This is a genomic window from Achromobacter sp. GbtcB20, from assembly GCF_019091095.1.
Classification (GTDB): domain Bacteria; phylum Pseudomonadota; class Gammaproteobacteria; order Burkholderiales; family Burkholderiaceae_B; genus Achromobacter; species Achromobacter mucicolens.
On sequence record NZ_JAGXJZ010001003.1, the window covers coordinates 1 to 228 of the forward strand.

Sequence of the window (228 nt, forward strand, 5' to 3'; positions counted from 1 at the left end):
TGGCGTTCGTCCGCTTCGGCGACTACAGCTGGATGTGGTACGCCGACATCCTCCTGGCCCTCCTGGCCGCCCTGGTCAACCTGCCGATCCGCGAGGCGCCGCCGGCGCGCGCGGGCCTGCTGCCGGCGGCGAAGGCCTAGGGGATGTCGCGCGACACCTGGGCCTATCGCGAAGTGGCCGTGCATTCCGTGCGCGAAGGGCGCAGCAGCAGGCTGCGCCTCGTGCCGG

At 72.8% G+C, this 228-nt stretch carries 1 pseudogene; it reads left to right on the plus strand.

Features of this window, described 5'->3' with window-relative positions:
* A pseudogene (locus KVT32_RS32460) lies at positions 1-140 on the plus strand (MFS transporter); the annotation flags it as partial.
* Positions 141-228: the final 88 nt, after the last annotated feature.